This is a genomic window from Pseudomonas sp., assembly GCF_049590575.1.
GTDB lineage: Bacteria > Pseudomonadota > Gammaproteobacteria > Pseudomonadales > Pseudomonadaceae > Aquipseudomonas.
Genome location: NZ_JBAWDE010000397.1, coordinates 46988 through 70759, shown reverse-complemented (window position 1 = coordinate 70759; position 23772 = coordinate 46988). Strand labels below are relative to the sequence as shown.

Below are 23772 nucleotides of genomic sequence, written 5' to 3'. Positions count from 1 at the left end.
GCCTCGCTGAAAAGGGATTAACCCAGTACTTGCTCGATGAACAACACGATCGCGATTAGGATCATGGCCGCGCCGGAGAAACGGCTGACACGCCGGGCCGCTGCGGGCCGGGCACGCAGCACGGTTTGGGAGCCATAGCCGACCAACAGATAGATCACTGCGCAGCTCAGCGTATGCACAAGCCCCAGCGCCACCATCTGCATCGGCACCGGCCAGGTTGCCGTGCTATCGGTAAATTGCGGCAGCAGTGCGAGGAATAGCAGGAACACTTTGGGGTTCAAGCCACTGACACACAGGCCCTTGATCGCCCAGCGTTGCCACGAATCCGATACCTGGATCTGATCCGCGTGGGGCGTGGCAGGGTGGGCAAGCATGTTGATCCCCAGCCACAGCAGGTAGCCGGCACCGGCAACGGTCAGCACAGCTAACGCCAAAGGATGGTTGGCCACCAGCGTACCAACGCCGCCGGCGACGATCAGCGTGGCGATGATATGCCCCGACAGAAGTCCACCAACGGCAGGCAGTACCACGCGGCCTTTCAACCCTGCCGAAATGGCATAGGCCCAATCCGCGCCAGGGGTTATTACAAACAGAATCGACACGGCCCAGAATGCAACGAAGATACTCAAGGTCATGCCACTGGCCCTCTCCGTTGATGACACCTACTTGTTTGCATCTCGTTGCCTCACGCATAAATGAACGCGAGGAAGAATAATGAAATGTGATTAGAATGTGCTTCTAAAGATAGTCAATTTAGCGCTCTGGATTGGGAGAATCTTCCAGATGGATGAGATTGATCGCAAGATTATTTCTGAGTTGCAAAAAAACGGTCGTCTCTCGGTCACGGAATTGGCTGAACGGGTAGGGCTTAGCCTTTCGCCGTGCCATCGACGCGTGCGAGCGTTGGAAGAATCCGGGGTGTTAATGGGCTATCGCGCTCAATTGGACCCTGGAGCGCTGGGGCTCAATTTCTCTGCGATGGTGTTTGTCACCCTGCGCGAGGGCGACAAATCTGCTGTGCATGCGTTTGAAGCAGCGCTGATGCAGATCCCTCAGGTAATCGATGCTCAGCGGTTGTTCGGCGAGCCGGACTATCTGCTTCACGTCATTACCCAGGATCTGCCGGCTTTTCAGCGGCTGTACGACGAGAGCCTCTCAGCCTTGCCCAATGTGCAACGGCTGACCTCGACGCTCGTCATGAAGCGCGTCATTCAGGATCGGCCGCTGCCCGTGTGACTGTTGCGTCGATGCAGTAATAGCTTCACCGGCCAGATCATCGGCATCTGCCTGTTCCGCTGTCGAGAGCTCGGAGGCTGTATGCCCGATACGCTTGAGCAACAGCAGCATGCACACCAGCGACACCAAGGCATAACACGCCGAAGCGATGGCCACGCCAATAATGCTTCCCGTCGAGTTCAGCAACCCTTGTGCCAGCACCGGTGTCGCGCCGCCGACCAGCAGGGAGCAAAGTTGATAGGAAATCGATAGCCCGCTGTAGCGCACCTTGGTGGGAAAGGCACGCGCCAGAATCCCACCGACCGCGCCATAGAACATCGAGTGGGGAATGGTCGCCAGGCACATGCCCGCTACGGCAATCCAATAGACCTTGGTCTCCACCGCAAAGAACATTGCCGGCATCAGGATCAGTTCCGGGATCACCATGAAGGCGACGGCTTTGCGCATATCTATCTTCGATACCAGGATGGCGCCAAAGGGCTGGGCGATGAACTGGACGATCAGGGAAATAATGATGACGCTCAGAAAGGTGCTTTGTGCATAGCCCAGCTCCTTGGTGGCCCAGGACAGTGCGAAGGTGCTTTTAAAGTAAGTCACATGGATGATCGGCAGCACGCCGGCGCCCAGCAGCACGATCTGCCAATGATTACGCAGCACCTCCAGGATCGGCAGCTTGACCGTCTTCTTTTGCGCCATAAGACGCTTCATGTCGTCCGATTCTTCCAGCTTGAGCCGGATGACCATGCCCACGATCACCAGCGCCGCAGACAGCAGGAACGGAATGCGCCAGCCCCACAGCATGAAGTCGGTCACCGGCAGGGCGCTCAAGCCAAAGAACACCACCGTCGCCAGCAGGTTGCCGGCCGGTGAGCCTTGCTGGGCGAACGCGGCGTAAAGAATGCCTTTGCCTTTGGGCGCATTTTCGCTGGCGATCAGAATCGCACCGCCCCATTCGCCACCGACTGCGATGCCCTGGATAACCCGCAATACCACCAGCGCAATCGGTGCCCAGATGCCGAGTTGCAAGTAGGTGGGCAGCAAGCCGATGCAAGTGGTGGCAACCCCCATCATCACGAGGGTGATGACCAAGGTGGTCTTGCGACCGATCTTGTCACCAAGGTGCCCGAATATGATGCCGCCTATGGGGCGAGCGATAAAGCCTGCCCACAGGGTGAGGAATGACAGCAGTGTGGCAGTCCCCGGGTTGAGGTCTGCGGGGAAGAATATCTTGCCGAAGACCAGCGCGGCCGCAATGCCATAGGCATAAAAGTCATACCACTCGATTGTCGTTCCGATGAACGAGGCAATGCCGGCTTTGCGGGCCCTCTTGTGAGCGGCAATATCCTGGCGGGTAGTCATGGTGGGTTCCTATTGTTTTTATTGGATATAACCCTTCTTGCACGCTCGATGGGTTATTAGCGAAACGGCACGCCAGGACAGTGCTGGGTGCCGATTGCTAAGAGCCTATACAGGCCCCAACGATAAAAATAATGATTAATAATTATTGCTTGATACGGGATTTCGTATCGTAGATCCCTGTTTCGGATGCCTGCGAAGGCTGTAGCGTCTTGAATAATTCGAGAAAACTCTGCGCCGCCGCGGATGGTAATGCCGCCAGGCGGATCGCATGAATTTCCGATAGCGCTCCATCACCATTGATCGCGCAATAGTGCACACCTTCAGTCAGGGTCTTGGCCAGTGTCTGGGGCACGAGCGCCACGCCCATGCCGTAAGCCACCATGGTCGCTACGGTTTGCCACAGGCGCGTTTCATGGCGGATGCGTGGGCTGAAGCCAGCTGCCACGCAGCGCGCGATGATCAAGTCGTGGTAGTGCGGCGAGACGGTGCGGGGAAACAGAATAAAGTCATCGTCGGCCAACTCAGTCAGGTCGATTTTTTCGCGCCCGGCGAGCCGGTGGGACGCAGGCAGACAACACACAAACGGCTCACGCAAGATCAACTCACAGCGGATGCTCTCGGGGAATTTGCTCCAGTGAACGAATCCAATATCGATCTGCCCGCGCTGCAGCGCCTGGGCTTGTTCTGCACTGTTCATCTCCATCAACACGATTTCGGTATCGGGATGGTCTTGCTCGAAGGTTTTTACTGCCTGGGGTAAACCTCGATACAGCACGGAGTTGACGAAGCCCACACTCAGGCGCCCTGCAAAGCCCTGGGCCGAACGCAGGGTCAGGCGCTTGGCTTGTTCGGCACGCAGCAACAGATAACGCGCCTCATCCAGCAGGACCTGGCCGGCATTAGTCAGGCTTACCGACTTGTTGTTACGGTTCAGCAGTTGAATATCCAACTGGCTTTCAAGCTTTTTGATATCAAAACTCAGGGCGGGTTGGGAGATGAACAGCCGTGTAGCGGCGCGTCCAAAGTGCAGCTCTTCGGCAACGGCAACAAAATAACGCAGCTGTTTGAGATCCATGGCACGCCCTCGGGTTACGATAGTTTTTCGTTATCGTAGGTGATTTATTTTGTATTAGATACTTATCGATGCTGACCCTACTCTGAGTTCACAAGAACCAGGAGAGTCACCATGAATGCCCTGTCCGAAGCGCTCCACGACCCCTTGAATATTCCTGATAGTCGTGGCCTTAACCTGTTCGAGTGTGACGCTGGTCTTGCCGCGCTGCTCAAGGTTTACTTGCCCTGCGATCTCTACAACCACTGGTTGCCGACCTGGCAGCAGCTAGGTGCACGCGCCGGTAATGAATTGGATGTGCTGGCCCTGTCGGCCGACAAGAACCCGCCCAAACTGTTGCCGCGCACCCGCCGTGGTGAAGATATCCAGAGCATCCAGAAGCACCCGGATTTTGTCGAATTGGAACGCGTCGCGTATGCCGAACTGGGGCTGGCGGCCATGAGTCACCGCGATGACGGGACGCTGCCGCTGGTTAAATATGCCCTCACGTATCTGTTTGTGCAGGCCGAGTTTGGTCTTTGCTGCCCCGTCAGCATGACTGACTCCCTGACGCGCACCTTGCGCAAGTTCGGCGCGCCGGAACTGGTGGCGCGCTACCTGCCGTCCCTGGTCTCTCAGGACTTCGACACCCTGTTCCAGGGCGCCATGTTCATGACTGAACAGGCCGCCGGCTCGGATGTATCGCGCACCCAAACCCGCGCCATCTTCAATGACGGCGAATGGCAGTTGAGCGGTGAAAAGTGGTTCTGTTCCAACCCGGATGCCGACCTGGCAATGGTCCTGGCACGCCCGGATGACGCACCGGACGGCATGTCCGGTGTGAGCCTGTTTTTGTTGCCGAAGCTGCGTCCGGATGGTTCGCGCAACGCCTACCGAATTCAGCGTCTGAAAGACAAGCTCGGCACACGCTCGATGGCCAGCGGTGAAATTACCCTGGAAGGCGCCACGGCCTACCTGATCGGCGAAGTGGGGCGCGGTTTTCAGCAGATGGCCGACATGGTCAACATGTCGCGCCTGTCCAACGGTGTGCGCGCCGCTGGCTTGATGCGGCGCGGCGTCAACGAGGCGCTCTATATCGCCAGGCACCGCCGGGCATTCGGCAAGCATTTGATCGAGATGCCGCTGATGCAACGCCAATTGCTGAAAATGATGTTGCCCACGGAGCAGGCACGTTCGATGTTCATGCAAATTGCCACGTTGCTGCCCAAGGCCGATGCGGGCGATGAAGCGGCCCGCAAGTGCGTGCGTATTCTCACGCCGCTGATTAAATTCCGCGCCTGCCGTGATGCCCGTCGCGTCACCGGTGACGCCATGGAGGTGCGCGGCGGGATTGGCTATATCGAAGAGTGGAGTGATGCGCGACTGGTACGCGATGCCCACTTGGGTTCCATTTGGGAAGGCACCAGCAATATCGTGGCCCTGGACATTGGCCGTGCCGTCACCCGTGAACACGCGCTCGAGCCGTTAAAACACCACCTGGTGAACGTGTTGACGGAAGCGGCGCTGCCCGCGATCAGTCATCAGCGTTTCGCCGACCTGCTGGACCGTACCGTGGCGCGGCTGTCGACAGTCGCCGTGGAGCGCCGCGATGAAGAAGTGCGCCAGGCCGGGAGTGCCCTGTACCACATCGCCACGGCGATTTTCATGGCGTGGGAAGCCAGCCAACAACCGGATAACAGTCGCCGCCTGGCCCTGGCCCATTTGTTGTTGCAACACAAGCTTCTGCCCCGCGACCCGCTGAACCCTGAACCTGCGATCGACGCGCAATTGCTGTCCCGCCTGGCCAACGAAAGCCCGCTTTCCCATGCCGAGGCGATGCAGCTGTTGCCGGTTTGAATCCGTTTATCCATTGATCGCAGGTGTATTTATGAACCCTTCCAAAGGGGCCCTCGACGGCCTGAAAGTGATTGACCTCAGCCGCGTGCTGGGTGGGCCTTACTGCTCCCAGGCGCTCGCCGACCATGGCGCCGATGTGATCAAGCTGGAGCCGTTGAGCGGCGACGAAACGCGCGGCTGGGGGCCTCCTTTCGAAGGCGCCGACGCCTCCTACTACCGTGGCGTCAACCGCAACAAGCAGGGGATCGCCGTGGACCTCTCCCGCCCCGAAGGCATCGATTTGCTGATGGGCCTGCTTGAAGGCGCGGATGTTCTGATCGAAAACTTCAAGCCTGGCACGCTAAAACGTTGGGGTATCGACTTCAACGAAGTCTTGAGCGAGCGTTTCCCAGGCTTGATCCACTGTGCTATCTCCGGGTTCGGCGCCGATGGCCCGCTTGGCGGCCTGCCAGGCTACGATGCGGTGATCCAGGCCATGGCCGGCCTGATGAGTGTCAACGGCGAAGCCAACAGCGGTGCGTTGCGCATCGGCCTGCCGATTGTCGACATGGTCACTGGGCTCAATGCGCTGGCCGGCGTGCTGCTGGCACTGAATGAACGTCACCGCAGCGGCCTCGGGCAATCCCTCGACATCACCCTGTACGACTGCGGCGTGTCGCTGTTGCACCCCCATGTGCCCAACTACCTGGCCGCCGGTAAAACCCCGCAGCGTACCGGCAATGCACACCCCAATATTGCGCCTTACGACAGTTACACCACGGGCACTGAGCCGATTTTTCTGGCGGTTGGCAATGATCGCCAGTTCGCCAAGTTGTGTGAGCAGTTGGGCGCGGGCGAGATGCTCGACGACCCGCGATTCGTCAATAACGGCGCTCGCTCGGTCAATCGCGAGGCGCTCAAACGTGTGCTGCAACAACATATGGCCACGCATGACGGCGCGGTACTAGCCCAGCAGCTGATTGGCGCAGGCGTGCCGTGCGGGGCGATTGCGACCATCGACACAGTGGTTGCCCATCCCCATACCCAGCATCGGGGGCTGTTGGTGGACATCGGGGACTACCGTGGCATCGGCTCGCCGGTGAAGCTCTCGCGTACGCCCGCGACCTATCGCAGTCCCCCGCCGACCTTGGGGCAGGACACGCGCGCAGTGCTTGAGGATCTTGGGCTGAATGCCGAACAGATCGAGCGTCTCTATGCAGCCGGCATCGTTCGTGGTTAACGGCCGTCTATTTACCTGGCCACGGAGCCCCTATGAGCCACGCATCTGATAGTCCCGAACCCTTGGTTCTATACGAACAACCCGCGCCGGGTGTTGCGCTGTTGCGCCTCAACCGTCCCAAGGCTCGCAACGCGTTGAACATGGCGATGCGCGAAGAGCTGGCTACCCATTTTCGACGGCTCGACGGGTGCCCTGATACCCGCGTCATTATTCTCACCGGCAGCGATACGGTGTTCGCCGCTGGCGCGGACCTGGGTGAGATGGTCGACGCCACGGCACTTGAGCTGTATGCCAGACATGCAGAGCGGCACTGGCAGGCGATTTCTGTGTGTCGCAAACCGGTGATCGCGGCCGTCAACGGCTTTGCCCTGGGCGGCGGCTGTGAGTTGGCGATGCACTGTGATGTGATCATTGCAGGGGAGTCGGCTCGCTTCGGTCAGCCCGAAGTCAAGGTCGGAATCATGCCCGGCGCCGGCGGCACACAGCGCCTGTTGCGTGCCGTGGGCAAGTTCCAGGCATTGCGCCTGCTGTTTACGGGCGCGCAGTTTACGGCGCATGAAGGTCTTCGCATGGGCGTGATCAGCGAAGTTGCGCCCGACGTGCAGACCCTCACCGCAGCCCTGGTGATGGCAGTGACCATTGCGGCTATGCCGCCCATCGCCGTCGCGCAGATTAAAGAAGTGGTGCTTGCCGGCATGGATCTTCCGCTGGAGCAGGCACTGACTTTGGAGCGCAAAGCCTTTCAACTGCTGTTCGGCTCCCACGACCAAAAAGAAGGTATGCAGGCGTTTTTGCAAAAGCGCACACCGGAGTACCTCGGCCTATGAACACATCACCCATTCAGAGAATCGGGGTGGTCGGTGCCGGTGCCATGGGGCAGGGCATTGCCCAGGTCATGGCGCTGGCCGGCCTGAATGTCTCACTGTTTGATGTGCGCCCAGGTGCAGCGAGTGCCGCGCAAAGCGCGTTGGCGACGACGCTGACCATGCTGCAGAGCAAGGGCCGCATCGGCGCACAGGCAGCGGATGATGTACTGGCGCTGGTACAGGTGGTTGATCGCCTAGAAGCGCTGAATGACTGCGCGCTGGTAATCGAGGCGATTGTCGAAAACCTTGAGGCCAAACAGCAGCTGTTCCGGCAGTTCGACGAACTGCTCGATGAAAGCACGCTGTTGGCGAGCAATACGTCGTCGTTGTCCATCACTGCGCTCGCCGCGGTATGCAAGCACCCAGAGCGTGTGGCCGGCCTGCATTTTTTCAACCCGGTGCCGCTGATGCGTCTGGTAGAGGTGATCGGCGGGATTGCCACTCAACCTGAGGTCCTTGAGCGACTGCGAGCGTTAGTGCAAACGATCGGCCATTACCCGGCGAACTCCAAGGACTCCCCTGGATTTATCGTCAATCATGCCGGTCGCGCCTATGGCACCGAAGCCCTGCGTATGCTCAGTGAAGGCGTGGCTTCACCCGCGCTGATCGACACAGTGCTACGTGACGGCGCGGGGTTTCGCATGGGCCCCTTCGAGTTGCTGGATCTGATTGGCCTGGATGTCAGCTTGCCAGTGATGGAGTCGGTGTATCACCAGTTCTATGAAGAACCACGCTACCGCCCCCATCCATTGTTGCGCTTGATGCAGGCGGGCGGGCACTTGGGGAGAAAGACTGGCCAGGGCTTTTATCGATACGACGGCAATGGCGGCGCGCCCTCGGCGACCCAGCCCGTGCCGCTGTTTCCGCAACTACCCTCGGTGTGGGTGGCTGCGGACGATGATCTCGGCAAGGCCCGTGTGCTGGCGCTGCTGGAGCAATTGGGCGTGCAGGTGGAGACGGGGCCGCACCCATCGCCCGGCGCGTTGTGCCTGTTGGCGCCCTTGGGTGACGACGCCAGCGAGTCGGCCGTGCGCCATGGTGTCGACCCCAGCCGCAGCGTGGCGATCGATACCGTTCTGGAGCTGGGCACATTGCGCTGCCTGATGGTCAACCCGGCCACCCGCGCGGATATGCAGGACGCCGCTCACGCGCTGTTCAGCCGGGGCGGCGGTCAAGTTGTGATGCTGCGTGACAGTTGCGGGTTTGTACTGCAGCGCACCCTGGCGTCGATCGTCAACCTGGGCTGCGACATCGCTCAACAGGGCATCGCCAGCGTCGAGGATATCGACATGGCGGTGCGCTTGGGCCTCGGCTACCCCCACGGGCCGCTGGCGTGGGGGGACCGCCTCGGCGCGGGGCGACTGCTGCTGATTCTGGAGCGTATGCACACCCTCACGGGCGACCCGCGTTACCGCCCCAGCAACTGGTTACGCCGCCGGGCACGCCTGGGAATCGCCCTGTGCAGTGCCGAAAACCCCATGCCGGCAGCTGCCGAGCCACTTTGATTAAGCGAGAAACTTGCCATGCTTGATGCCTATATCTACAGCGGTTTGCGCACCCCCTTTGGCCGTCACGGCGGGAGCCTCTCGGGCATGCGGCCGGATGACCTGGTCGGTAACCTGCTGGCGCGCCTGATGCAGACCTCTGGTCTGCCGGAACACGCCGTGGAGGATGTGATCCTCGGTTGCACCAACCAGGCCGGCGAGGACAGCCGTAACCTGGCGCGCAACGCCTTGCTCAGCGCCGGCCTGCCGTGGTGTGTGCCAGGCCAGACCGTCAACCGCTTGTGTGGCAGTGGATTGTCCGCGGTTATCGATGCGGCGCGGGCCATTACCTGTGGTGAAGGGCAGCTGTATCTGGCTGGCGGTGTCGAAAGCATGTCGCGTGCGCCGCTGGTGCTCGCCAAGGCCGAGAGTGCGTTCAGTCGCACCCAGGAACTGGCGGACAGCACCATTGGCGCACGTTTTGCCAACCCGAAACTGGTGCAGCGGTATGGCAACGACAGCATGCCGCAGACCGGTGACAACGTCGCCCTGATGTATGGCATCACCCGCTATGAGGCCGATCACTTTGCTGCCGCGTCGCAGGTACGTTATGCCCACGCGTTGCAGTCGGGCTGGCTGGCCGATGAGATCCTGCCGGTGGAGGTGCCCACTGGGCGCAAGGGGCAAACCCAAATGATCAGCGTTGACGAACATCCACGGCCACAGTCCGATTTTGCCGCGTTGTCGCGGCTCAACCCGCTGTTCCCCGGTGGCGTCGTAACCGCCGGCAACGCGTCGGGCATCAACGATGGCGCCGCGGTCTTGCTGTTGGGTAATCGAGCCATTGGCCAGGCCCACGACGTTGCGCCCATGGCGCGAATCCTGTCTTCGGCAGTGGTCGGCGTGGAGCCGCGCATCATGGGCATCGGCCCGCACCAGGCAATTCACGTGGCGTTGCAGCGTGCCGGTATCAGCCTGGCACAGGTGGATCTGATCGAGATCAACGAGGCATTCGCGCCGCAGGTGTTGTCCTGCCTCAAGGCGCTGGAACTTGGTTTTGACGACCGCCGCGTCAACCCCTTGGGCGGCGCGATTGCTATCGGGCATCCATTAGGCGCCTCGGGCGCCCGGTTGGTGCTGAGTGCCTGTCGCACATTGCAACGTAACCAGCAGCGCTACGCCGTGGTCAGCCTGTGTGTGGGGGTTGGGCAGGGCGTCGCAATGGTGATCGAGCGCGTTTGACCCTTGCATGACGGGGTGTTGAAGGGCGGCCCACAGGCTGCTCCTCGATGAATGTCATCCATAACAACAATAATCTCACTGGACATACTTCCCATGAAAACATCCCTGGCCCTCACGGGCTTGAGCGCCGGCGCTTGCCTGCTGTTCTTCGGTCAGCCTGCGTCAGCGGACTTTGTCGGCGACAGCAAAGCCACGCTTGGCCTGCGCAATTACTATTTCAACAACGATTACCGCGACCGTGCGGGGCCGGCCGGGCAGAGTAAAACCGCGGAGTGGGCACAAGGTTTCATGCTCAATTACTCCTCGGGGTTTACCAATGGCCCCCTTGGATTTGGCCTCGACGCCATGGGCTTGCTCGGCGTGACGCTGGACAGCGGGCAAGGGCGGCATCGCGGCAGTTCGATGATTCCATCCGCAGGGGACCACACCGCTGACGAATGGAGTCGCCTCGGCCTGACCGCCAAGATGCGCCTGAGCCAAACCGAACTGCGCTACGGCACGCTGATGCCCAAGTTGCCGATCCTGCAAGCCAATGACGGCCGCCTACTGCCGCAGACCTTTGAAGGCGCCCAGATCTCCAGCACAGAAATCGACAACCTAAGCCTGACGGCGGGTCGTTTGGAACACGCGACCGGACGCGGCTCCACGGACAGCACCGGGCTGGCCGTCGCCGGTGGTACCCGCCAGAGCAATTCATTCGTGTTTGCCGGCGGGGATTTCAAGGTCAACAAAGACCTGACGTTGCAGTACTACGTGGCCAACCTCGAAGACTATTACACGCAGCAATTTTATGGCCTGCAGCACGTGCTGGGATTGGGTGAAGGGCAGTCGTTGAAGACCGACCTGCGCTACTTCGACACCGGTTCCAGTGGTGCCAATGGCCGCTCGGCAGGGCGTAGTGCCGGTTATCGCACCAGTGGCTACAGCGACGATGCCGCGGGGGAGATCGACAACCGCACCTGGAGCGCGATCTTTACCTACAGCCTCGGCGGCCACGCATTGACGGGCGGCTACCAGAGCATTTCGGACGCCAGCAACTTCGTCCAACTCAACCAGGGCTCGCTACCGGACAAAGGCGCGACCGGCACATCCCTCTACTTGTTCACCGATCGCATGATCACCAGCTTCAACCGCGCCGGTGAACAGACCTGGTTTGCCCAATATGCCTACGACTTTGCCGGCGCTGGTCTCCCAGGCCTGCGCGCCTCGGTGGTCTACCTCAAGGGCGACAACATCAAGACCACCACCGGCCGCGATCAACAGGAATGGGAGCGCGATCTGGCACTCGATTATGTGATCCAGGACGGCACCTTCAAAGGCCTTGGGTTCGCCTTGCGCTCAGGCGTGTTGCACTCCGAGGCGGATGCCAATCAGGACCAGACCCGTATGACAGTGAGCTACACCGTCGCGCTGTTCTGAGGTGTCGATTCAGTAATTTTCACCGGGCGCACGACGCTGTGTCGTGCGCCTCTTTACTCGACAAAAAAGAGGATGTAGCAATGAATGCCTTCGCCCCGCTCGACGTTGCGGTCATGCAGCCACCAGCAGCCTTCCAGGGCTTTTCAATCATGCCTTCGGCCCAGTCTCCACGCCTGCTTGAACTAACGTTTGCGCAATCGACGGTCAGTGCGTTTTTGAGCGCTGTAGCTCAACTGCCGGTGCAGGCGCTGGAGTACAAGTCTTTCCTGCGATTCCAGTTTGGCCAGCTCCTTGATGAGCTCTGCGGCGGTACCCTGCGCCCAGTGCTGGTGAATACGGTGATGGACCGAGCAACCGGGGGCCTGCTGATCGTTCCCCAAGGCCTGGATAACGTGTCCCAGGCAGACGACATGGTCAAGTTTTCCACCGCCGTGGCGCACTTGCTCGGGCGTTCGAATTTCGATGCCATGAGTGGTCAGTTCTATGCGCGGTTCGTGGTGGAAAACGTCGACACCTCGGACAGCTATTTGCGTGCTCCGCACCGTGTAATGGAGTTGCACAACGACGGCACCTTCGTGAATCAGATTACCGACTACGTGCTGATGATGAAGATCGACGAGCAGAACATGGAAGGCGGCAACTCGCTGATCCTGCACCTGGATGACTGGGCGGACCTGGACACGTTCTACAGGCATCCGCTGGCGCGTCGTCCCCTGCGCTGGACGGCGCCGCCGAGCAAAAACGTCAAGGAGGATGTGTTCCATGCCATCTTCGACACCGATGAAGTCGGCCGGCCGACCATGCGTTATATCGACCAATTCGTGCAGCCAGAAAATTTCGAAGAGGGCACCTGGTTGTACGCGCTTGGCGAGTCACTGGAAAACAGCGATGCCAAGCTGTCTGTGCCAGTCGCTGTTGGTTCATTCCTGCTGATCAACAACCTGTTCTGGCTGCACGGCCGTGATCGCTTCACTGCGCACCCGGGTCTGCGTCGTGAGTTGATGCGTCAACGTGGTTACATCAGCTATCCCAAGCTGGCGCATCAGCACGGGCAAAGCGCCAACTGAACCGGCGCGGGGGCGCAGGCGCCCCCGTTTACCCCCGACGTAGGTAGAGAGGGAATACAGGTGTACGACTTTGTGATCATCGGCGGCGGCATCATCGGCATGTCCACCGCCATGCAATTGGTGGGTGAATACCCGGATGCGCAGGTTCTGCTGTTGGAAAAGGAATCAGGCGCGGCCCGTCATCAGACCGGGCATAACAGCGGTGTGATTCACGCCGGGGTCTACTACACCCCCGGCAGCCTCAAGGCAAAGTTCTGCCTGGAGGGCAACCGGGCGACCAAAGCGTTCTGTGATGAGCACGGCATTCGTTACGACACCTGCGGCAAGCTGCTGGTGGCCACCAATGACGTCGAGATGCAGCGAATGCAGGCGTTGTGGGACCGCACGGCGGCCAATGGCCTGGAGCGTGAATGGCTCAGCGCGCAGGCGCTACGGGAAAGGGAGCCTAACATTATCGGCCTCGGCGGCATCTATGTGCCCTCCAGCGGCATCGTCAATTACGCCGAAGTTACCCGGCAAATGGCCACGGAGTTCACCCGCAAAGGCGGCGTCATCCGCTACAACAGCGAGGTCACCGCGCTCGACGAGCGCGCGGAGGAGGTGGTAGTCACCACCACGTCCGGGATTTATCAGGGCCGGTTTCTGATTTCCTGTTCCGGGCTGATGGCTGATCGTGTAGTGCGGATGCTGGGCATGGAGCCTGAGTTCCAGATTTGCCCGTTCCGAGGCGAGTATTACTTGCTACCCCATGTGCACAATCAGATCGTCAATCACCTGATTTACCCTATTCCCGATCCCTCCATGCCCTTTCTGGGCGTACACCTGACCCGCATGATCGATGGCACGGTAACGGTCGGCCCCAATGCCGTATTGGCGCTGAAAAGGGAAGGCTACAAAAAAACCGATTTCTCCCTGGTGGACATGTTCGAGATATTCACCTCGCCCGGTGTGTTGAAAGTGCTCAAGGCCAACTTCAAGCCTGGGTTGATTGAGATGAGAAACTCGATCTTCAAGCGCAGCTATCTCAAGCAGGTGCAAAAATACTGCCCTTCTATCAGCCAGGATGATTTGAAACCCTATCCTGCTGGTGTCCGCGCCCAGGCTGTGTCGAACAACGGCAAGTTGATTGACGACTTCCTGTTTGTGAACACTAAACTGAGCGTGAACGTGTGTAACGCGCCGTCGCCGGCGGCTACGTCGGCAATTCCTATCGGGGCGTTTATCGTCAGCAAGGTCAAGGCGCAGCTTAGCGCTTGAAGGCGTTCAGTCGAGTGCCAGGCAGGTGTCCACCAACAGGCTGCGTAACCAAGTGTGAGCGGGGTCGTGATGGGTGCGCTCATGCCATGCCACGGTCTTGCTGAAACCTGGAATGTCCAGCGGTGGTTCACGCAACACCAGCCCATCGGCGTGCAACGCCAGGCGCCGGGGTACCACGGCGATCAGGTCGCTGGTGTGCAGGATCTCCGGTAGCACCAGGAAGCTGGTCACCGAAACCGTCACGCGCCGTGATCGGCCGATACGGGCGAGCGCGTGATCGGTTACCCCTTCGAAGGCGCCACCGGCGGGGGAGACCAGCGCATGATCCAGCGCACAAAAGCGCTCCAGGGTCAGTACCTCATGCCGTAACTCAGGGTGATCGGCGCGCATCACACACACATAACGCTCATCGAACAGCGCCGCCGAATGCAGGCCGGGCGGGGTGCTGTCGGGTGTCACCAGCGCCAAGTCGATGGCCCCACTGTCCAACTGGCCAGGCAGCTGTTGCGGGTCGACGGGTTGCACGGCGATGCGGATATTCGGCGCCTGTACGCGCAGGGCGCTCAGGAAAGGCACCACCATCGCCCGCAACGCGTAGTCGGTGGACGCCAGCGCAACCGTCATCGTCGCCGTGAGCGGGTCAAATGCCTGGGGTTGCAGCATCTGCTCGACGCTACCGAGCAACTGCTTGACCGGCCCAGCCAGTTGTTCCGCCCGCAGGGTCGGCACCATGCCGCGTTGCGCACGCACGAACAATGGGTCGCCGAAACTGTCGCGCAAACGAGTGAGCATGCCGCTGACCGCGGGCTGGGTCAGCGACAAGCGCTCGGCGGCGCGGGTGACGCTGCGCTCATCCAGCAAGGCATCGAGGGCTTTGAGCAGGTTGAGGTCGAGGTGCCTGATATCAGGATTCATGATGCTCTGCATAAAAGATGACGATTGGTGTTATTTCACGCTAGCACCGACCATGGCGCCAGTCCATTACCACTGAGTGCTGAGCATGAACGAGATCATCTGGCCGCAAGGCTACCTGCCAGGCTTCACCGAGAATTTTGTCTCCAATGAAATCATCGTCGCCGGCCTCGCCGCCGCGGATATCTGGCCGTTGTTGAGCCATGCGTCGCAATGGCCGAGCTACTACGCCAACTCGGCGAATGTGCGCCTGCATGACGGCCCGGGTCCTGAGTTGCAAGACGGTATGCGCTTCTACTTTGAGACCTTCGGGTTCCCGGTCGAAGCGCAGTGCACTGAGTTTGTACCGCCGGCTGATGGCCAACCGGCTCGGATTGCCTGGCACGGTTGGGCGGGCGAGGGTGATACCCGCCTCGATGTGCACCATGCGTGGCTGATCGAGGACCTGTCGCAGGGACGCGTGCGCATCCTCACCCAGGAAACCCAGAAGGGTAAGCCGGCAGTAGAACTGGCCCTGGCTCGGCCCAACCCGATGATCAATGGCCATCAGGACTGGTTGGATGGGTTGGTCCGGGCTACACGTGAGGCGAGCAACTAAGTGCCGATTGCAATAACCACTGCCGGAGTTGCTCGACGGGTGCACGCAAGGGCGCGCTAGCGCGATGAACCAGATAGTAACCCTTGCCGACGGACAGGGTTGCTTCGAACACCTGCTCTAGTTGCCCTTGCTCCACGGCCTCTTCGACCAGCCAGGGACTGGTCAGCACCACTCCCTGACCCCGCCGCGCCGCATCGATGGCGAGTTCGGGCTGGTCGAAACGCAGTGTGTGTGTCGACGATCATCGCCTCAAACCAGGGTTTTTGCTTGAGCGGGTTTTCAGTGGAATCCACGGGCCGGGCAAAGCCACGACTAGGCGGCTGCCGACTTCACCTGATCGCCAGGGCGCGGTTGGCGGCGTCCTGTTCAAGTTTAGACAAACGTTTGTACCTGCATGGCAAATACCAGCGGATTTGACACTTGCCGCGGCCATCCGAATGCCCGATGGATTACAGTCTCGGCATCGCACTCAACCAGCGCGTCGCTTGCACGCGGTAGTTGTGTTCGGCGACGTACATGCTGAGTTGCTCCTGCACGTAGCCCGCGTTGTCATAGGCCAATCCGCTCGTCTCATTGGCCGTTCGAGCATAGCGCAGCAGGTGCGAGCTGCCGTCCACGCGTGCTATTCCGAAACCGAGTGTGTCCTTGAGGCGCGCATCGAGCGGGCCTTTGTAAGGCACTGATTTTTCATGGAGCGAGATCAGGCGCTCTGAATGAAGAGGCACAGCGTATTCAATGACCCATCAGACACGTTCAGCCGAACGCCCCGGCCTTTCCGATCAGGGGCGATGGTGCAGGCATCCGGGCATGCCTACCTGGCACGATCCACATGATTAAGGCTGGCAAAATCGGCCCCTCGCCTTACAAGGTCGATTAACAGTGCGCTAGGTTTCCAGAAGTGCGGATCTTCTGCGGCAAACCCCTGGATATCGGCAAGAATCCGTGTCAGTCCTATACGGTCGGCATAATGCATGGGGCCGCCGCGGTACCGTGGGAAGCTGTATCCAGCGATCAACGTAACGTCTACATCCAGAGGGCGTAAGGCGATGCCATCGGCAATTACATTAGCACCTTCATTGATCATCGCAGCCATATAACGACGAATAATCTGCTCGGCAGAAAAGGCCCTTCGCCGGGTGCCGGCCCGTTCGCGTTCTTCCTCGATCAATGCCAGTACTTGAGGGGCTGGCTGGCCGATACGGGCGTTGTCGCCATAAGTATAATAGCCACGGCCGGTCTTTCGACCAAACCAGCCAAGCCCGCAAAGTACATCAGGTATATGTACATAACGGACGAGCGGGTCACGTAAAGCTGCCCGACGCTTGCGTGCGGCCCAAGCGATATCTCCTCCAGCAAGGTCCATGACTTGGTAGGGACCCATTGCAAAACCGAAACCCTGAACGGCCGCGTCAATGTCATAAGGTGATGCACCATCCTGCATCATGAGGTCTGCGGCGGCGCGACAGGTCGCCAGTATTCTGTTGCCGATAAAACCGTCACAGACACCTGCCCATACCGCCACCTTGTCTAAGCGCTTGGCGAAGGCGAAGGCAGTCGCCAATACCTCAGGACTGGCCTTGGGGGGCACCACAACTTCCAGTAACTTCATCAGATGTGCGGGTGAAAAGAAATGCAGTCCGAGCACGTCCTCTGGTCTTGAGGTGCTGCGAGCAATCTCGTCGATATCCAGATAAGAGGTGTTGGTCGCGAGCACCGCGCCCGGTTTACACACGCGATCCAGCTCCGAAAACACCGCTTTTTTGACCTGCATGTCTTCAAAAACGGCCTCTATCACCATATCGACATCGGACAGCGCGCCATAATGAGTACTGCCTTGCCAGAGCGACAAGCGCCGGGTGTGTTCCTCGGCGCTGATTCGGCCTTTGCGCAGGTTATCGTCGTAAATGTTCTCAATATGCGCTCGCCCACGTGCCAGAGACTGTTCATCACGTTCAATCATCATCACAGGTATACCGGCATTAAGAGCTGCCAGCGCGATGCCGGCGCCCATGGTTCCACCTCCGACGACCCCGACGCTGGATACCGGCCTTTGCCGAGTCAAGGACAACCCGGGCACCTTACTCACCTCTCGTTCAGCCATAAAAGCGTGAACCAACCCGGCGCGTTGCGGGCTGTTCATGCATTGCAAAAACAATGCGCGCTCCAGGGCCAGCCCCTCGTCGAAAGGTTGGTGCACCGCGGCCTCGACCGCTTGGATTATTTTTGCCGGAGAAAATAACCCTTTTGTGTGCCGCTCCTCGGACAGTTCCACATTGGCCAAGTCGATGGCTTTTTGGCACGCCTTGGTGTCCTTCAAGACGCATGTATCCCGCGCGCGTCTTAGTGCTGCGCCGCGCTTAAGCAACTGTTCCGTATACAGCAGGCCTTGCTCTAGCAAGTCCCCACTTTCGACCATATGGTCGATCAAGCCAATCGCCAGCGCCTCGGCAGCCGTTATCGAGTGACCGTCGAGCATCAATGAAAGCGCAGCCTGCACGCCTACCAATCGCGGCAGTCGCTGTGTGCCGCCAGCGCCTGGGAGAAGGCCCAGCTTGACTTCGGGAAACCCCAACTGAGTGTCAGGGATGGCTAACCGATAATGCGCCGACAGGGCAAGTTCCAGACCGCCGCCCAAGGTCGCGCCGTGAAGGATGACGACCACCATTTTCGCGCATGCCTCAATTTGCGCGCAGACATCCGGCAGGGACGGTGCCTGCGGCGGGAGGCCGAACTCGCGGATATCGGCACCGGCGATAAAGTTGCGCCCTTGGCCTGTAATCAGTACGGCCTTGATCGTCGGATCAGCCTGCGCCTCATGCAAAGCGGCCATCAGTGCGCTGCGCATCCGGGCATTGATGGCATTGACTGGTGGATGATCAAGAGTGAGCAGTAGTATGGAGCGGTGCACGCTGTGATGGATAACGTCAGGTATGGACAAGGCTCTTTCTCCCATGGAGGGCGTATAAATCAGGCGCGGGGCCGTGCGAAAAACGCATGCATGGCACGGGCCGGTTCACCTGTGTCGAAGGCGGCGCCAAATGCTTCGATGCTGGCAGGGATGGAGTTGCCCATGGCCACTTGTTCCCAGGCGTTGAGCAGGCGTTTTTGCTGTACAAGGGCGTGGGGTTCGCTGGCGAGCAAACTCTGCACCATCCGTTCGGTTTTCTGCTCCAGGTGTTCGTCCTCGGCGACTGTGTTGACCAAGCCCCAGTCGAGCGCCGTTTGCGCGTCGATCGCGTCCCCTGTGAGCATGAGCCAGCGTGCCCTACCGCTGCCAATCAGAGCGGGGAGCAGCGCTGCATGAATGACCGACGGAATCCCCATCCTGACTTCCGGCATAGCAAAATGCGCCTGGCTGCTGGCCACCCTGAGATCACAGGCCGCGGCGACTTCCAGGCCTCCACCCAGGCACCATCCTTGCATCTGGGCCACCACTGTCGCCCTGCATTGTCGAAGCGCCTCACACAAGTCGCGCAGGCCCGAAATGAAACCTTCGGCTTGAGCCCGCTGCAGACCTTTCATCTCCTTGAGGTCTGCGCCTCCGATAAACGCCTTGCTGCCTGAAGTGCGAAAGATCACCACGCGTACCTGTGGGTTTTCCGATAATGACTGCACTGCGCACTTCAGGTCGTTGATGACCGTCGTGCCTAAAATGTTCAGGCTGCCCGCATTGATAAGGGTGAGCTGCGCCACACCACGAGAGTCAATCAATAGATGGGTATGGGGACTCATAAATGCACCTGTGGGAATTGAAGCCATCAGCATCCACCGACGATATGGTTCGCTTTGAGTTGGGCAATCTCACCCTCGTTTAGCTCTAGTTCAGCCAGCACTGCGCTGGTGTGTTCGCCCAGCATCGGAGGTGCCTTGGTACCGGAGATATCACCAAGCGCCACTGGATTGCGCACGGTGGGAACGCTGCCGGCGCGAGGGTGCGCCAGGCGCTGTTGAACCTGCCGATAAAGGGTTTGTTCATCATCGAACACCTGGTCCAACGTGTTGATCGGTCCCCAGGGGATATTGGCCGTGTCGAATAGTGCCTTCCAAGCGTTGCGTGTCTTGGCAATCAGCAAGGCGGCGACTTCTATGCGAAGCGCTTTCATATGCCTGAGGCGCTGTTCATTGGTAATGAAACGCACATCGGTGGCCAGCTCCGCTGCTTCTGCCAGTACACAGAATCGGCTGAATTGCTGGTCGTTGCCGATCGCCAGAATCAGGTGTCCGTCCGCACACGCGAAGATTTCATAGGGCGCCAGGTTCGCGTGGGTATTGCCCAGTCGCTGGGGGACCTGGCCGGAAACCAGATAGCCGAGATTATGATTGGCGTTGATGGCCACGGCGACGTCCGACAGGGCAAGGTCGATGTACTGGCCTTTGCCAGAAGACTTGCGCTCCAGTAGCGCTGCAAGAATGGCCACAGTGCCGTACATGCCGGTACTCAGGTCGATGATCGAGGCGCCGACTCGCAATGGACCGGCGCCGGGCTCGTCATCGGGATAGCCGGTATAGCTCATCAGGCCGCCAAAGCCCTGGAATACGTAGTCGTAGCCAGGTAATCCGGATTTCGGCCCGCTCTGGCCGAAGCCCGTAATCGACATGTACACCAGATTGGGGTTGATGGCTGATAGGCTGGTGTAATCAAGGCCGTACTTGGCCAGAGAGCCACTTTTGAAGTTCTCTATCACAACATCTGCCCGTTTCGCTAGAGCCCTTACCAGGTCGGCCCCCTTGGGGGAGGCAAAGTCGATGGCGACCGAGCGCTTACCGCGGTTGCAACTCATGAAATAAGCAGATAGGCGTTCTTCGGTGTCGGGTATCTCCAGATAATGGGGGCCCCAACTTCGGGTATCATCTCCGCCTTTGGGATTTTCCACCTTGATGACATCTGCCCCCAGGTCCGCGAGGTTTTGAGTACACCACGGGCCTGCCAGAATGCGCGACAGGTCAAGAATTCGAATGCCTTCCAATGCAGCGTTCAACATGTAAACCTCACTATTTCTAAATCGATCAAATAGGCGCAGTCGCACCTTTGCGGTCGCGAAACCCTACGACGATCAACAGGCCGGTCAGGATCTGGATCAAGGCGACCAGATAAAGCCCGGTTACCATGTTCCCCGTCGCTTCTTTCAGTAGGCCGAGAAACCAGGAGGAGAGCAGGCCGGAGATTTGGCCTAGACTGCTGATGATGGCAATACCGGCGGCGGCTGTCGTACGCGACAAATAAGTGGGCGGTATGGTCCAAAACACTGCGAACGCGGTGTACTGTCCGATGCCTACCAAGGTTAGAAAGAGAATGGCTGCCATCCAGTTGTCGTGAAACAGGGCCAGCATTACGGCTCCGATCGCGGTGACCGTGACGCTGCCCATGAAGTGCCAACGCCGTTCACCGCGGCGATCTGAGTGACGCCCGACATAGATCATGGCGATGGCGCCGGCCAGGTTCGGAATGATCGACAGCAGGCCAATGGTGAAGGGGTTGTCGATTCCGGACTGCCTGATGATGGCCGGGCCCCAGAAATTCAGCACGCTCAGCGCCCATGGGCTGAAGAAATACGCCACCGATGCGATGAATATTTTTGGGTCGGTTAGCAGCTTGATAAACACTGCCTTGCTGCCATGATGCTGGGCTTTGCCCTGCTGATCACGTTCAAGGTTGCTCTGCACGATGTGCTTTTCTTCTTCACTCAGCCACTTGGCTTTTGCAGGTCCGTCGCTCAAGTAAAAGAATGCGGCGATGCCGATGAGCACAGCAGGCAAACCTTCAAGCAGGAACATCCACTGCCAGGATTTCATCACCGTCGAGCCGTCGAATGCATGCAGAATGCCGCCCGACAACGGGCCTCCGATCATGCCCGCGACACATAAGCTGACCATCAGTAATGACGTGACGCCAGCGCGGCGGCTGGCGGGAAACCAATAAGTCAGGTAGAGGATCAGGCCTGGGAAGAAGCCTGCCTCCGCCACCCCCAGTAAAATGCGCGCAAAGTAGAACTGCTCCGGCGAACTCACGAAAGCTGTACCTGCCGAGACCAGGCCCCACAAAACCATGATGCGCATGAGCGTGGCGCGTGCACCAAGCTTTTCAAGAAGCATGTTGCTGGGTACTTCGAACAGCACATAGCCCAGGTAGAAAATACCGGCACCCAGCCCGTAGGCAGCATCCGACAGTCCCACGTCATCCTTGAAACGTAGGTAGGCGAAACTCACATTGGATCGGTCGATGTAGCAGACCACGTATGCGAGTAGCAGGAAGGGAATCAACCTCCATGTGATCTTTTTGTACAGTGCGTTTTCGTCCAGTAAAGACGACGCGCGAGCAGGGTCATGCGCAGGTGCGCAGGCGCCCGATAATTCAATTTGACTCATGGGGGACTCCGTTATTTTTATAGTGTCACGAAGAACGAACAGCCAACTCGATCGTTCAAAGGCGCTTGCGCAACAGGTACTTTTGTTTGCCGCGCAATACCTGCTCGCTACGCTGGTTGACCACAGACGAGGTCATGGTCAACACGCCAGTGGTGCGCCCGGGAGTCAATTCGGTTATTTGCAATGAGCTGTAGAGCGTGTCGCCTGCATAGACTGGATGCAGGAATTCGCTGCTCTGTTCGAGAAACGCTTTGAGGGAGTGTTCGACCATGTGGGGAAATAAGCCCGCGCCGGCCGCTGTCTGGATCGCAATTTGAAAACCATGGGCCAACAACTGAGGCATGCCATGGGCACGGCAATACTCAACGTCGTAGTGCACAGGGTGGTTGTCGCCACTCGCCAATTGAAACGCGGCAAACAGCGCGTCGGTCATGGTGCGTGAAGGCAAAACGAATCGTTCGCCCAGTTCGAAGTCTTCAAAGTAACGCTGGGCACACATTTGATGAGAGAGGTGGGGCAGGTCAGGAACTGACTGCATGAGGTGTCATCCTGTAGGTTTTTTTGTCTTTAGGGGCTTCAGCAACGTTGTTCAAGCAGCTGATTCGAGGATAGGGACGTGCCCCGTGCGAAGACAGTCGAAAGATACGAAGGCTCTCTTAGAAAAATTGAAAGCGTCGGGCAGGAGCGTTGGTTTAGCATGGCCTGCAAGGTTGGAAATACCGGCCCGGTGACATAGAAGGAGGTATATCCATGCGATACGAATTGACCGACCTGCGCTTATTTCTGGCGATAGCCGATTCGGAAAGTCTTTCGATTGGGGCATCTGTGCGCTTCTTATCTGCACCTTCGGCCAGCTACCGGCTGAAAAACCTTGAGCAGGCGCTCGGCACGCCGCTGTTCGTCAGGAGCGCCAAAGGTATGGTTCTGACCCCGGCAGGTCGCGTATTGCTAGATCATGTGCGCGTGCTGTTGTCGGCGGTGCAGCATATGGAGGGTGACCTGTCGCGCTTTTCCAACGGCACCAAGGGGCACATCCGTATTGTTGCCAACAGCAGTTGTATCGTCGGCTTAACGGCAACGCTTGGCGGCTATCTGGTGACTCATCCAAATATCAATATCGAGCTCGAGGAGCGGCTCAGCGAGGATGTTGTCCAGGCTGTGACTGAAAACGCTGTCGATATTGGGTTGTTGGCCGGAGATGTGGAAATAGGCAACCTCGACGCAATGCTTTACGGAGAGGACGAGCTGATTTTGATCACCTCCATTCTGCACCCGTTGGCAAAAACCTCCCAGGTCAGTTTCGCCACCGTGCTGGATTCGGACTTTGTTGGCCTGGATCGCAAGAGCAGCAACTTTTTGTTCCTGTCGCAATTTGCCAGTAAGTTGGGCCGGCGGATAAATGCCCGGGTCAACGTGCAGAGCTTTCCAGTCTTATTACAACTGGTCGAGGATAATGTGGGAGTTTCAATCGTGCCGCGCAGTGTGGCTAATAGGGCGCTCACTGAGCATCGGATTGCTGGGATTTCACTTCAAGAGCCTTGGAGTTTGAGGCATCAGCGAATCGTGGCGAATGACTTTGCGTCGCTGCCTCCCTACGTCAGAAGTTTTGTTGAGTACCTTATGACGCCAGTGTTTAACCATGGAGCGCATGAAACCTAATCAGTGGGCAGGTGATATCGTACGCGCATCGTGACAGGTCGATACACGCAAGTGTCGGGTCTTTTGCGAAACTCAGACCCCTCAATTGCGCACTCAAAGACCGATTGGTATTGCGTCATCCACTGTTTCAAATCGTTGTGCCGCACCAGTTATGTACTGGGAGTGCGCCTGGCGCTACCA

Annotated in this window: 22 protein-coding genes; 11 read left to right on the top strand and 11 right to left on the bottom strand. The window is 58.9% G+C overall.

Annotated features, from left to right (window positions below; all coding sequences use genetic code 11):
* Positions 1-17: 17 nt before the first annotated feature.
* Positions 18-635: a LysE family translocator gene (locus WBR57_RS27945; protein WP_122539289.1), complete on the bottom strand. Its 618-nt coding sequence runs from the start codon at positions 633-635 to the stop codon at positions 18-20.
* A 148-nt stretch (positions 636-783) separates the two neighbouring features.
* On the opposite strand from WBR57_RS27945, the gene WBR57_RS27940 reads away from it, so the two are divergent.
* Positions 784-1236 (top strand): Lrp/AsnC family transcriptional regulator, encoded by a 453-nt coding sequence (locus WBR57_RS27940; RefSeq protein ID WP_122513704.1) that lies wholly within the window; start codon positions 784-786, stop codon positions 1234-1236.
* Here the strand turns inward: WBR57_RS27940 and WBR57_RS27935 are convergent.
* Together WBR57_RS27935 and WBR57_RS27930 are read right to left on the bottom strand one after the other, a co-directional pair.
* Positions 1156-2595: an MFS transporter gene (locus WBR57_RS27935; RefSeq protein WP_240055777.1), complete on the bottom strand. Its 1440-nt coding sequence runs from the start codon at positions 2593-2595 to the stop codon at positions 1156-1158. The two genes, WBR57_RS27940 and WBR57_RS27935, sit on opposite strands and share 81 nt — an antisense overlap.
* A gap of 142 nt (positions 2596-2737) precedes the next feature.
* A complete protein-coding gene (locus tag WBR57_RS27930) occupies positions 2738-3670 on the bottom strand; it encodes a LysR substrate-binding domain-containing protein (protein ID WP_122539290.1) in 933 nt (310 codons plus the stop codon).
* 111 nt (positions 3671-3781) lie between these two features.
* On the opposite strand from WBR57_RS27930, the gene WBR57_RS27925 reads away from it, so the two are divergent.
* The 8 genes from WBR57_RS27925 to lhgO all read left to right on the top strand — a co-directional run bounded on the left by WBR57_RS27925 (position 3782) and on the right by lhgO (position 14057).
* Complete coding sequence (locus WBR57_RS27925; protein ID WP_122539291.1) at positions 3782-5503, top strand: acyl-CoA dehydrogenase family protein; 1722 nt, start codon at positions 3782-3784, stop codon at positions 5501-5503.
* 31 nt (positions 5504-5534) lie between these two features.
* Positions 5535-6722 (top strand): CaiB/BaiF CoA transferase family protein, encoded by a 1188-nt coding sequence (locus WBR57_RS27920; RefSeq protein WP_122539292.1) that lies wholly within the window; start codon positions 5535-5537, stop codon positions 6720-6722.
* Between the two features lie 32 nt (positions 6723-6754).
* The gene (locus WBR57_RS27915; protein ID WP_122513707.1) at positions 6755-7549 is read left to right on the top strand and encodes an enoyl-CoA hydratase; all 795 of its coding nucleotides are present in this window, start codon (positions 6755-6757) and stop codon (positions 7547-7549) included.
* Entirely contained in the window at positions 7546-9093 is a 1548-nt protein-coding gene (locus tag WBR57_RS27910) for a 3-hydroxyacyl-CoA dehydrogenase (protein WP_122539293.1), read from the top strand. The genes WBR57_RS27915 and WBR57_RS27910 overlap by 4 nt, the downstream gene beginning before the upstream one ends.
* A gap of 18 nt (positions 9094-9111) precedes the next feature.
* Entirely contained in the window at positions 9112-10314 is a 1203-nt protein-coding gene (locus WBR57_RS27905; RefSeq protein ID WP_122539294.1) for a 3-oxoadipyl-CoA thiolase, read from the top strand.
* A 93-nt stretch (positions 10315-10407) separates the two neighbouring features.
* Positions 10408-11733: an OprD family porin gene (locus WBR57_RS27900; protein WP_122539295.1), complete on the top strand. Its 1326-nt coding sequence runs from the start codon at positions 10408-10410 to the stop codon at positions 11731-11733.
* Positions 11734-11813: 80 nt separating this feature from the next.
* Positions 11814-12800: a glutarate dioxygenase GlaH gene (glaH, locus tag WBR57_RS27895; protein ID WP_122488509.1), complete on the top strand. Its 987-nt coding sequence runs from the start codon at positions 11814-11816 to the stop codon at positions 12798-12800.
* 60 nt (positions 12801-12860) lie between these two features.
* A complete protein-coding gene (gene lhgO / locus WBR57_RS27890) occupies positions 12861-14057 on the top strand; it encodes an L-2-hydroxyglutarate oxidase (protein ID WP_122513709.1) in 1197 nt (398 codons plus the stop codon).
* A 6-nt stretch (positions 14058-14063) separates the two neighbouring features.
* On the opposite strand, the gene WBR57_RS27885 is transcribed toward lhgO, so the two are convergent.
* Positions 14064-14972 (bottom strand): LysR family transcriptional regulator, encoded by a 909-nt coding sequence (locus WBR57_RS27885; protein ID WP_122488511.1) that lies wholly within the window; start codon positions 14970-14972, stop codon positions 14064-14066.
* Between the two features lie 85 nt (positions 14973-15057).
* Between WBR57_RS27885 and WBR57_RS27880 the strand changes: the two genes are divergently transcribed.
* Positions 15058-15567, top strand: coding sequence for an SRPBCC domain-containing protein (locus WBR57_RS27880; RefSeq protein WP_122540714.1), 510 nt, complete (start codon positions 15058-15060; stop codon positions 15565-15567).
* Here the strand turns inward: WBR57_RS27880 and WBR57_RS27875 are convergent.
* The 7 genes from WBR57_RS27875 to WBR57_RS27845 form a co-directional block, all read right to left on the bottom strand.
* Positions 15545-15793 (bottom strand): LysR substrate-binding domain-containing protein, encoded by a 249-nt coding sequence (locus WBR57_RS27875; protein WP_122540715.1) that lies wholly within the window; start codon positions 15791-15793, stop codon positions 15545-15547. The two genes, WBR57_RS27880 and WBR57_RS27875, sit on opposite strands and share 23 nt — an antisense overlap.
* 223 nt (positions 15794-16016) lie before the next feature.
* Positions 16017-16292 (bottom strand): carbohydrate porin, encoded by a 276-nt coding sequence (locus WBR57_RS27870; protein WP_424088470.1) that lies wholly within the window; start codon positions 16290-16292, stop codon positions 16017-16019.
* Positions 16293-16378: 86 nt separating this feature from the next.
* Positions 16379-18505, bottom strand: coding sequence for a 3-hydroxyacyl-CoA dehydrogenase NAD-binding domain-containing protein (locus tag WBR57_RS27865; protein WP_240999406.1), 2127 nt, complete (start codon positions 18503-18505; stop codon positions 16379-16381).
* A 29-nt stretch (positions 18506-18534) separates the two neighbouring features.
* Positions 18535-19299: an enoyl-CoA hydratase gene (locus tag WBR57_RS27860; RefSeq protein WP_122540717.1), complete on the bottom strand. Its 765-nt coding sequence runs from the start codon at positions 19297-19299 to the stop codon at positions 18535-18537.
* Positions 19300-19325: 26 nt separating this feature from the next.
* Positions 19326-20549 carry a CaiB/BaiF CoA transferase family protein gene (locus tag WBR57_RS27855; protein ID WP_122540718.1) on the bottom strand — a complete coding sequence of 408 codons (1224 nt, stop codon included), beginning with the start codon at positions 20547-20549 and terminating at the stop codon, positions 19326-19328.
* 25 nt (positions 20550-20574) lie between these two features.
* Positions 20575-21933: an MFS transporter gene (locus WBR57_RS27850; RefSeq protein ID WP_122540719.1), complete on the bottom strand. Its 1359-nt coding sequence runs from the start codon at positions 21931-21933 to the stop codon at positions 20575-20577.
* Positions 21934-21988: 55 nt separating this feature from the next.
* Complete coding sequence (locus WBR57_RS27845; RefSeq protein ID WP_122540720.1) at positions 21989-22471, bottom strand: MaoC family dehydratase; 483 nt, start codon at positions 22469-22471, stop codon at positions 21989-21991.
* A gap of 212 nt (positions 22472-22683) precedes the next feature.
* Here WBR57_RS27845 and WBR57_RS27840 point away from each other — a divergent pair, with 212 nt between their 5' ends.
* On the top strand, positions 22684-23592 hold the full coding sequence (locus WBR57_RS27840; RefSeq protein ID WP_122540721.1) for a LysR substrate-binding domain-containing protein: 909 nt from the start codon (positions 22684-22686) through the stop codon (positions 23590-23592).
* Positions 23593-23772 lie beyond the last annotated feature (180 nt).

Excerpts from the sequence above, each read along its gene's own strand:
- WBR57_RS27945 (WP_122539289.1), bottom strand. The coding sequence starts at position 635 with ATGACCTTGAGTATCTTCGTTGCATTCTGGGCCGTGTCGATTCTGTTT.
- WBR57_RS27940 (WP_122513704.1), top strand. The coding sequence starts at position 784 with ATGGATGAGATTGATCGCAAGATTATTTCTGAGTTGCAAAAAAACGGT.
- WBR57_RS27935 (WP_240055777.1), bottom strand. The coding sequence starts at position 2,595 with ATGACTACCCGCCAGGATATTGCCGCTCACAAGAGGGCCCGCAAAGCC.
- WBR57_RS27930 (WP_122539290.1), bottom strand. The coding sequence starts at position 3,670 with ATGGATCTCAAACAGCTGCGTTATTTTGTTGCCGTTGCCGAAGAGCTG.
- WBR57_RS27925 (WP_122539291.1), top strand. The coding sequence starts at position 3,782 with ATGAATGCCCTGTCCGAAGCGCTCCACGACCCCTTGAATATTCCTGAT.
- WBR57_RS27920 (WP_122539292.1), top strand. The coding sequence starts at position 5,535 with ATGAACCCTTCCAAAGGGGCCCTCGACGGCCTGAAAGTGATTGACCTC.
- WBR57_RS27915 (WP_122513707.1), top strand. The coding sequence starts at position 6,755 with ATGAGCCACGCATCTGATAGTCCCGAACCCTTGGTTCTATACGAACAA.
- WBR57_RS27910 (WP_122539293.1), top strand. The coding sequence starts at position 7,546 with ATGAACACATCACCCATTCAGAGAATCGGGGTGGTCGGTGCCGGTGCC.
- WBR57_RS27905 (WP_122539294.1), top strand. The coding sequence starts at position 9,112 with ATGCTTGATGCCTATATCTACAGCGGTTTGCGCACCCCCTTTGGCCGT.
- WBR57_RS27900 (WP_122539295.1), top strand. The coding sequence starts at position 10,408 with ATGAAAACATCCCTGGCCCTCACGGGCTTGAGCGCCGGCGCTTGCCTG.
- glaH (WP_122488509.1), top strand. The coding sequence starts at position 11,814 with ATGAATGCCTTCGCCCCGCTCGACGTTGCGGTCATGCAGCCACCAGCA.
- WBR57_RS27885 (WP_122488511.1), bottom strand. The coding sequence starts at position 14,972 with ATGAATCCTGATATCAGGCACCTCGACCTCAACCTGCTCAAAGCCCTC.
- WBR57_RS27880 (WP_122540714.1), top strand. The coding sequence starts at position 15,058 with ATGAACGAGATCATCTGGCCGCAAGGCTACCTGCCAGGCTTCACCGAG.
- WBR57_RS27860 (WP_122540717.1), bottom strand. The coding sequence starts at position 19,299 with ATGAGTCCCCATACCCATCTATTGATTGACTCTCGTGGTGTGGCGCAG.
- WBR57_RS27855 (WP_122540718.1), bottom strand. The coding sequence starts at position 20,549 with ATGTTGAACGCTGCATTGGAAGGCATTCGAATTCTTGACCTGTCGCGC.
- WBR57_RS27850 (WP_122540719.1), bottom strand. The coding sequence starts at position 21,933 with ATGAGTCAAATTGAATTATCGGGCGCCTGCGCACCTGCGCATGACCCT.
- WBR57_RS27845 (WP_122540720.1), bottom strand. The coding sequence starts at position 22,471 with ATGCAGTCAGTTCCTGACCTGCCCCACCTCTCTCATCAAATGTGTGCC.
- WBR57_RS27840 (WP_122540721.1), top strand. The coding sequence starts at position 22,684 with ATGCGATACGAATTGACCGACCTGCGCTTATTTCTGGCGATAGCCGAT.